Source organism: Furfurilactobacillus rossiae, assembly GCF_013394005.1.
GTDB lineage: Bacteria > Bacillota > Bacilli > Lactobacillales > Lactobacillaceae > Furfurilactobacillus > Furfurilactobacillus rossiae.
On record NZ_CP040585.1, the window covers coordinates 1 to 8,266 of the forward strand.

11 protein-coding genes and 1 pseudogene are annotated in these 8,266 nt (G+C 43.5%); 9 read left to right on the forward strand and 3 right to left on the reverse strand.

Translation table 11 applies throughout. The features are described from left to right. Window positions 1–936: a replication initiation protein gene (locus LROSL1_RS00120; protein ID WP_057802899.1), complete on the forward strand. Its 936-nt coding sequence runs from the start codon at window positions 1–3 to the stop codon at window positions 934–936. Next, window positions 929–1,405, forward strand: a complete 477-nt coding sequence (locus LROSL1_RS00125; RefSeq protein WP_137631714.1) for a helix-turn-helix domain-containing protein — start codon at window positions 929–931, stop codon at window positions 1,403–1,405. The genes LROSL1_RS00120 and LROSL1_RS00125 overlap by 8 nt, the downstream gene beginning before the upstream one ends. A gap of 45 nt (window positions 1,406–1,450) precedes the next feature. Here LROSL1_RS00125 and LROSL1_RS13305 read toward each other — a convergent pair. Further along, window positions 1,451–1,585, reverse strand: a pseudogene (locus LROSL1_RS13305) (IS982 family transposase); the annotation flags it as partial. Window positions 1,586–1,665: 80 nt separating this feature from the next. Here LROSL1_RS13305 and LROSL1_RS00130 point away from each other — a divergent pair. The 5 genes from LROSL1_RS00130 to LROSL1_RS00150 all read left to right on the forward strand — a co-directional run bounded on the left by LROSL1_RS00130 (window position 1,666) and on the right by LROSL1_RS00150 (window position 5,542). Continuing rightward, window positions 1,666–2,013, forward strand: a complete 348-nt coding sequence (locus LROSL1_RS00130) for a hypothetical protein (protein ID WP_225440505.1) — start codon at window positions 1,666–1,668, stop codon at window positions 2,011–2,013. 160 nt (window positions 2,014–2,173) lie between these two features. Further along, window positions 2,174–3,289: a glycosyltransferase gene (locus LROSL1_RS00135; RefSeq protein WP_225440506.1), complete on the forward strand. Its 1,116-nt coding sequence runs from the start codon at window positions 2,174–2,176 to the stop codon at window positions 3,287–3,289. Window positions 3,290–3,361: 72 nt separating this feature from the next. After that, window positions 3,362–4,714: a hypothetical protein gene (locus LROSL1_RS00140; protein ID WP_178913285.1), complete on the forward strand. Its 1,353-nt coding sequence runs from the start codon at window positions 3,362–3,364 to the stop codon at window positions 4,712–4,714. A 158-nt stretch (window positions 4,715–4,872) separates the two neighbouring features. Further along, entirely contained in the window at window positions 4,873–5,286 is a 414-nt protein-coding gene (locus LROSL1_RS00145; protein ID WP_178913286.1) for a hypothetical protein, read from the forward strand. Continuing rightward, window positions 5,195–5,542 (forward strand): ATP-binding protein, encoded by a 348-nt coding sequence (locus tag LROSL1_RS00150; protein ID WP_225440507.1) that lies wholly within the window; start codon window positions 5,195–5,197, stop codon window positions 5,540–5,542. Before LROSL1_RS00145 ends, LROSL1_RS00150 begins: the two co-directional genes overlap by 92 nt. Window positions 5,543–5,718: 176 nt before the next feature. Here LROSL1_RS00150 and LROSL1_RS00155 read toward each other — a convergent pair whose 3' ends face one another. Then, complete coding sequence (locus LROSL1_RS00155; protein ID WP_001748110.1) at window positions 5,719–6,063, reverse strand: type II toxin-antitoxin system PemK/MazF family toxin; 345 nt, start codon at window positions 6,061–6,063, stop codon at window positions 5,719–5,721. After that, entirely contained in the window at window positions 6,057–6,320 is a 264-nt protein-coding gene (locus tag LROSL1_RS00160; protein ID WP_178913288.1) for an AbrB/MazE/SpoVT family DNA-binding domain-containing protein, read from the reverse strand. Before LROSL1_RS00160 ends, LROSL1_RS00155 begins: the two co-directional genes overlap by 7 nt. An 85-nt stretch (window positions 6,321–6,405) precedes the next feature. Between LROSL1_RS00160 and LROSL1_RS00165 the strand changes: the two genes are divergently transcribed. Together LROSL1_RS00165 and LROSL1_RS00170 are read left to right on the forward strand one after the other, a co-directional pair. After that, on the forward strand, window positions 6,406–6,993 hold the full coding sequence (locus LROSL1_RS00165; RefSeq protein WP_178913289.1) for a site-specific integrase: 588 nt from the start codon (window positions 6,406–6,408) through the stop codon (window positions 6,991–6,993). 353 nt (window positions 6,994–7,346) lie between these two features. Beyond that, entirely contained in the window at window positions 7,347–7,559 is a 213-nt protein-coding gene (locus LROSL1_RS00170; protein ID WP_010015136.1) for a hypothetical protein, read from the forward strand. The last annotated feature ends 707 nt before the right edge of the window (window positions 7,560–8,266 follow it).

The following is an 8,266-nucleotide window of genomic DNA, read 5'->3' on the forward strand; positions in this document are numbered from 1 at the left end:
ATGAGCAATGAATTAGTCAAATATGACCCTGAATTAAATACAATCCCCTTGCGAAGGTTTACTCCTGTAGAAATGAACTTGTTCTTTTCTGTAGTTTCTAGAATGCGTGATAAAGGTGATGATACTGTTAGATTTACCTTTGATCAGTTAAAAGAGTTAAGTGCCTATAAGCCAACCGCAAATAATCGGTTTATTGATGACATACAAAGTACATATCAAAAAATACTAGGTCTTAGATTTGGCTCTCGAAGTAAAGATGGTCTTGATAGAGAGATGTTTGTCATGTTCACTCGATTTGAAATTAAGGGATCTGCAGACGTTCCTTATGTTGATATTCAAATTTATCCCAAAGCGTTGAAACTTCTAAATAATCTCGAAAGTTGGGTTCGTTATGCTTTGACAGAGTTCCGAGATTTAAAGAGTAGTTACGCAAAAACAACTTTTCGTATTCTTAAACAATTCCGAACCACTGGTTATGCTTATTTTTCTAAAAATGATTTCTTTGAACTACTAGATATTCCACAAAGCTATTGGAGTAAGCCTGCGAACGTTGAATCTAGGGTTATTCGCCCAATTAAGGAAGAACTAACCCCTTTGTTTAGAGGCCTAACTATACGAAAAAAATATGGTAAAGGTCGTGGGAAACCAGTGATTGGTTATACTTTTACTTGGAAGCCTGAAAGAAAAGACGCAAACGACTTTTCTCAAGGTAAGTTCCAAGATGAGCGTCAAAAACTTTTTAATATCCAGAATAATGGTGAATTAACAGAACAAGAAAAATGGCGTGCTACCGATAAAGTTAAAGGCCTACCACTAGGCTCAACTGAAAAACAGATTTTAGCCGAACGACAGATTGAGCATGATAAAACAATAAGAGATCAGACAAGACAAGAAATGCTTGCTGAACTCCGAAAGGGGTTTGGAAATCATGCCTAAAACTATTAGAGAGCTTGCTGACGAGTTTGGTGTATCAAAACAAGCCGTTAGGAAAAAACTAGATGCAAACTTTAGAGTGAAATATGTGCAAACCGTTCCTAGGAGCGGAGTACAAACATTAGTTGTCAGTGACTCGGGATATTTGCTGTTAAAACAACATTTTGATGGTGGTAACAGTCAGAAACTTGGAGAGAAGAAATTTACTAGTAACACTGGTAACATGAGTATAAATACAATAGAATTGCTCAACCAGCAATTAGCAATTAAAGATACCCAAATTAAAGAAAAAGATGAACAATTGAAATCAATGCAAAAATTATTGGATCAATCACAACAATTGCAATTAATGGCTGAAAGAAAAATTGAAAAATTCAAAGCTATTACTTCTAAACAAAGTAAGCACGACAATCCAAATTTGAATAACGCTAATGATTTAAAACAAAAAAATGCCTGGTGGCATTTTTGGTAAGAATAAAATTTAACCATGTCAGGATGTGAAAATAGTGGATACTTCTTTTACCAGACTGGTATTGCGGCGGTGAGTTAACCGAGATGGTGCGTACTTGTAATAAAGTTTCTTGCAGATTTTCGACAAAGTTCTAAATTCTACTTGCAAACGGTGACTATAACGTTCATACCGATATTGCAACTAGACTTAATGATTATTATAATATGCATTAGTAAGCATAGAGTTATTACTTAATAGAGATGAGATAGAGAGGGAAAAACATGAACATCAAAAAGATTGTTAAGCTGGCTATCCTTCCAGCATTACTGCTTGCTTTATCACAAACAGGCCTGCCAAGCGCTATGGCGGACGCATTGACCACGGCAGCTGTTGGCAGCACGGCAGCTGTAGCGCAAACTGCCAAAAATGCTGATGTAGCAACCACCGCGGCGACTGCTGAAAAGGCAGCAGGGGGCGGCGCCCTTGGTGAAGGCTGGGGAGTAATCCCGGGTATCCCAAGCAAGCCAGGAGTTCCGGGCATTCCAAGCGTGCCGGGCATTCCAGGCAAGCCGGGCATTCCAGGCAAACGGGTCTCTGGCAGCTACCGCGGCCACTGCCGCAACGGCTGAAAAGGCAGCAACTGCCGCAACCGCGGCTACGGCAGCGACTGCAGCCAAGGCTTATAAGGTTAAGTAGCCCCCATTACTTCAAAGGGGGTGTTGATTTATCAACCAGACAATTTTTGAAATATCATTTACGGGCGTAATCATTTATCTGCTCTGGGTCTTCTTGCTTCTGGCCGCCGGGCAAAACGGCAAGTCAATTGAGCTTGAGCCCCTGTTAGCCAAGGGCTACCAGTTGATCCTGCTGGTTCCGGCCATGAATGAAGAAGGCATCATCGAGCAGACTATGCGCCTGTTTTTAATGGAAACAGCGAATTTGCCCAATGTAAAAATGGTCATCATCGATGACGCGTCCAGTGACGACACGGCCTTGCTGGTCAAAAATTTTAGCAAGCAGGCTGGCGGCAGGATTCAGCTACTGCAAAGGCAGCTGCCCCAGGCCCAGACAGGCAAGGGCAATGCTCTTAACTGGGCCTACCAGCAAGTTATTCTGGACAGCAGGGACCGGGATCATTTGATCTGCGGCGTTTTGGACGCGGATGCCTACATGGCGGAAGAAAGCTACCAGAAGGTTATCCAGTATTTTGCCCAGGATGAAAAACTGGACCTGCTCCAGACCAGGGTGGGGATGCTGGAGACCAGAAACTGGCTGCAGATCATGCAGGACATTGAGTTCACGGTCATCAACGACTTGATTCAGAACACCAGAAACCGCTTAGGCAACGCGGCGGCTTCCGGCAATGGCCAGTTTATCCGGGTTTCCTCGGTGACGGCTCAGCGGCCATGGGGCAACGCCTTGCTGGAAGACTTTGAGTTCAGTACCCGTTTTTTAATGGAGGGGAAGAAGACTTTGTATGCCGGGGATACGGTGGTTTATCAAGAGGCCATCGACAAACTCCGTCCCTTTATTAAGCAGCGGGCCAGATGGACGCAAGGGGGGCTTGACTGCCTATTTGGCTACTGGAGCCGGGTGCTGCGGAGTCCTTTTATCAATTTGCCAGCTAAGGCGGAGATGACTTTTTACATGCTGATACCTTTTGTCACGCTATTTACGGGTGTCGCCAGCCTGGCTGTCTTCGTCTTCACCTTGAGCAATTTCGATGACTACTGGCAGCTCTTAGCGGTGATCGTGGGGATTAATTTGCCCTTTAACGCCTACATAATCGTGCAGTACCAGCGGGCAAGCCATACCAGGCAATATGGCTCGCTGGTTTGGACCGTGATAACTTTTGCTATTTACAATTACTTGCTTTACCCGGCGATCGTGATCGCTTTTTTTTAAAAAAATTAGCGGGCGGACTAACTGGGTTAAGACGACACATGGAATTAAGAGAAAAATCGGGAGGAAAGTCTCATGAAAAAATGGAAGTCAACTTTAGTGGTGGCTAGTGCCACTTTAGGGATGTTCTTTGCCTTTGGCAGCAGCGTTAGCGTTAAGGCTGATGATGTAAACGACGCGGCTAACACGACTGCCGTGCAAGTGCAAAACACGCAAACTGCAACTGAACAGACTACTAGCACTAGTTCTGACACGGCTGCTACTGCAAGCCAAGCTACTTCAAGTGTTGCAACGAGTGCTGCTTCTTCAGCAAGCTCAACGCAATCAGCTGCTAGCCAAGCTTCAAGTTCTGCTGCAACCACTAGTCAAGCTTCATCAAGTGCTACTAGCTCAGCTGCATCATCAACAGCTTCAACAACCTCAACGACTTCAACACAGACGACCACGACACAATCATCAGCTCAGACTAGTCAAACTCAAGCTCAACCGAGCCAAGCTAGCCAGACCCAATCAAGTCAAACACAAACTAGCAAACCTGCTGCTCAGACGACTACTGCCAGCGAAGCGACTACGGCAAGCCAAGCTGCTGAAGCAACGACTGCCGACACGGCAAGCAAGGCTGAAACCGCGGCAACTTCAGAGAAGTTAGCTAGCGATCTGGCTGAAACTGCTGCTACTGCAGGTACCGCAGGCACTGCAGGCACTGCAGGCACTGCCGGTACTGTAGGCACTGCTGGTACTGTAGGCACTGCTGGTACCGCAGGCACTGCTGGTACTGCTGGCACTGCCGGTACTGCAGGCACTGCTGGTACTGTAGGCACTGCTGGTACCGCAGGCACTGCCGGTACTGCAGGCACTGCTGGTACTGTAGGCACTGCTGGTACTGTAGGCACTGCTGGTACCGCAGGCACTGCTGGCACTGCCGGTACTGCCGGTACTGTAGGCACTGCTGGTACCGCAGGCACTGCTGGTACTGCTGGCACTGCCGGTACTGCAGGCACTGCTGGTACTGTAGGCACTGCTGGTACCGCAGGCACTGCCGGTACTGCAGGCACTGCTGGTACTGTAGGCACTGCTGGTACTGTAGGCACTGCTGGTACCGCAGGCACTGCTGGCACTGCCGGTACTGCCGGTACTGCCGAAACCGCCCCAACTGCACCAACTGCGCCAACGGCTCCAACTGCACCAACTGCACCTACGGCACCTACGGCGCCAACGGCTCCAACTGCACCAACTGCACCTACGGCGCCTACTGCGCCAACGGCTCCAACTGCACCAAGCAAGCCAACTACTCCAACTTGCCAGCGTTACGTTGTGGTTGTAACTATCCGGGTTCACTACTACAGTTACCGCAGCTACAGCTGCCGCCCATTCTTCGCAGCGAACCGTTGCTTCCGCTCCTGCGCTTGGATGCCATTCTTCTTCTAAACCGGCAGCTCTGACTTAAGTACATTTTTTTCTCCAATACAAATCAACCCTCTCTATTTGCTTAGAGAGAGTTTTTTTATGCAGTAGATGCAAACTCCAGTTTGATAGGCTATAATTGAAATGTAACCGTTAACTTTGCTGTAGAAGAGGGCAAAAATATGCTGCTGTATTCGACTATGCTTGATGTCAACGACACTCTGACTAAGGAAAAGTTCATCCAGTTGGTGATCAAGTGGAACCAGGAGAGCCAGTACGAGGAGAACGTGATATCGGGACTGGTTTGGGACGGGCAGATGAATGTCAGGTACGGGGATGACCGGCATTGGCTGGAGATCGAGGAGTACAGAAATGGCAATACTGTCGCTATCCGTTATCAAAAAGTCGAGGAAAACGGCCGGATCTGGAACACCGATTATGTGATGAATTTTGCCGCGGGTAAGATGCACATCCAGCTGGACCGGAGCTTTACGGGGGATGCAAATGACCTGGACCAGGAATTTTCCACCCTGCACACTAAGATTCACCCAAGAGAATCAAAACATTTTGTTTATCGGCACCTCCGGTGTCGGTAAGACTCACCTAGCCACCGCCATTGGAATTGAAGGGTGTAAACAAGGAATTTCAACGCAGTTTATTCGATGTAGCGACCTCATCAACAAGCTTCAAACAGCACAAGTTCAAGGACGAAGCGAAGGAGTGTTGCGCCGGTATGCCCGTTTTAAAATTCTAATCATTGACGAGATTGGTTATCTCCCAATTGAGTCAGTGGGTGCTAAGCTGTTCTTTCAGCTAATTGAAAGACGATATGAACGGAAACTGGTTGGATGATGGTAATTGCAATTATTTATTTAGTCACCAAAATGATTATCGCTGTCTTTAGTTAAGAAACCCTTAGGGACTATAATTAATAAATCGCCCCTCAAAAACATTGAAAGAATAACCCCCAATATCTATAATGTAGATATTGGGGGTTATTTGTTTTAATATTAAAGAAATGACTTCTTCTATTTGTCATCAATACTAAACAATAATTTGTACAAAGTGATTATTTCTTCTAGTTCTTCACGCGATACATGATCGACAATAGTTTCATCAGTGACATGTCTTGCCCGTAAATCTAAGGCTATGGTTTGATCTAATAATACTTTTCCATATACTGTTTGACTACTAGTTAGTCGATGATACATTGGAAAATTACGCTTGGTACTGCTAATTGGAGCCACAATCGTCATGTTACTTGTCTGACAGACTAGATCATTGCTTAGCGCAATGGCTGGTCGCTTATTCATCTGTTCATGACCACGGCTTGGATTAAAGTTAACATAAAATATATCACCTTGGCTTACCATTGAAGTTCATTACCTTCTGACTTTCCCCAATCAAGCTCGTGATCCCTTTTCCCGTCATCTTTCCAATCTTTAAATAGTTCGTGAATATTGGTTGGGTTCTTTTTTATTGGTGTTAAAACAATTGATCCATTTTCAATGGTTATTGTCATATCTTGGTTATCATCTAATTTCAGTTGTTTAATAATTTGGCTAGGAATTCTAGCAGCTTTCGAGTTTCCCCACTTTGCTAAGCGTGTTTGGTCTTTAATAAGTTCCATATTTTCCCCTCCTAAATTATTATTACAAGTCAAGTATATCCCGTGTAGATACACAATGCAAATATTCTTACTGGAGGTCATTTACATGCAACAAGTTGTCTTACCCATCAAAGATTCAAACGTTCTTAAAGAGGTTCAAGATACGTTACTCAATAACTTTAAAGCTGGCCGACGTAACTATACGATTTTTCAAGTTGGTAAAGCGACGCTACTGCGAGTGAGTGACGTTATGGGTTTAAAACAGACCGATATTTTTAATCTGGACGGTTCTATTAAACAAAATGCGTTCATTCATGATCGAAAAACTGGTAAGCCTAATACCTTGTACCTCAAACCAGTTCAAACAGAACTCTTATTGTATCGTCAATGGCTGCTTGATCATAAACTAGCATCTGAATGGCTCTTTCCTTCCATTCAACACCCCGAGCGACATATCACGGAAAAACAGTTCTACAAAATTATGAGCAAGGTTGGCGATCTGTTAGGAATTAATTATCTAGGGACCCATACGATGCGCAAAACCGGGGCTTATCGGGCCTACACGCAATCAAATTACAATATTGGCTTAGTCATGAATTTGCTAAATCATTCCAGTGAGGCGATGACTTTAGCTTATTTAGGCTTAGACCAAGCAAGTACCGAAAGTATGTTAGATCAAATTGATTTTGGGTAAATTAGTTTGATTTTGTTGTCGCCAACGGCGACTTCTGATACAGGTTTTTAATGGGTCTAGTACAACATAGAATAAATTCTATGTGTAAGTGCGCATTGACCTCGTTTCACTCGGTCTGCTGATAACCATAAAATCAATTTTTGCCGTTGTTGAATGGAATGTATTCTTAATTCAATTTATGCTTACACTTAACTGAGTTTGTTATGCTTTAAATGCTAAAAATTGTTGCATATCCCGCTGCTTTCAACCAAATTTTTTAATTGCTTTATGCAGAGAATCTTTATGAGTTTGGTAACAAATTTTGAATAACGGTGCTGTAAAATCTGTAAATTTAAACTGAAAGCATTATTTTAATGTTAGGAGTAATCAAGATGGACGAAAAGAAAGTATTAAAGCCAATTGATGAAATGCTTGCTGATCCTTGGCAAGTTGATATTCAAGAATTGTTTGAAGCTTCTGTCAATGAACCTGACGAGATTAAAAAGAATTTGTATGATTCCTTATACACTTATATTTTGCAAAAAAGACAAGAAGATATTATTAATCGTCCTGGCTTCGTTATTTAGCCCTCTAAGAGCCTGCTGAGGGCTTTTTATTTTTCCTTTGGTATAAATATATAAACAGTCTTAAAACCGCTAGAAACGAGAAATAAGGCCCTTAAAAACGAATATAGCAGTTAGATTCTTGTTAAGATTCAAAAAAACTAACTGTTTGCTGTCAATGGTAGCGGACGAGCGTAGCGTGGGAGCATAAGGAATTGACAGCTCTAAACCAGTCTTAACACTGAATTGGCGAAAGCCAAAGTTTCTATAAAACTTTGCTTTCCTGCCTAACGGCGAGTGAAAAAGCGGTCAAGCTGGCTCAGCTTGGACGGGGTTCGGGGCGTCAGCGCCCGAATTAATGTGGCTTGCCACACCTTTTAGGCAACGAACAGCGTGAGGCGCAAGGAGCATAGCGACTGGAGTTTAATGTGAGCCTGTTTTTTGGCTCACTCCTTTGTGTTTTTTGATTCTAGGTTTTGGCCTCGTACAGTGGTGCCTCTTATATACCTCTTTTATAAACCTCTTTTAAACCTCTTTTAGACCCCTCTTGAGCCTTACTCCCCCAAGGCGTACAGAAGTTTATCGACTACATTTTGTCTGTTTATCGACTACATTTTGTCTGTTTATCGACTACATTTTGTCTGTTTATCGACTACATTTTGTCTGTTTATCGACTACATTTATTTACTCCTGTATTCAAATAATGTAGTATTATTCAAGGAGGTTATTTT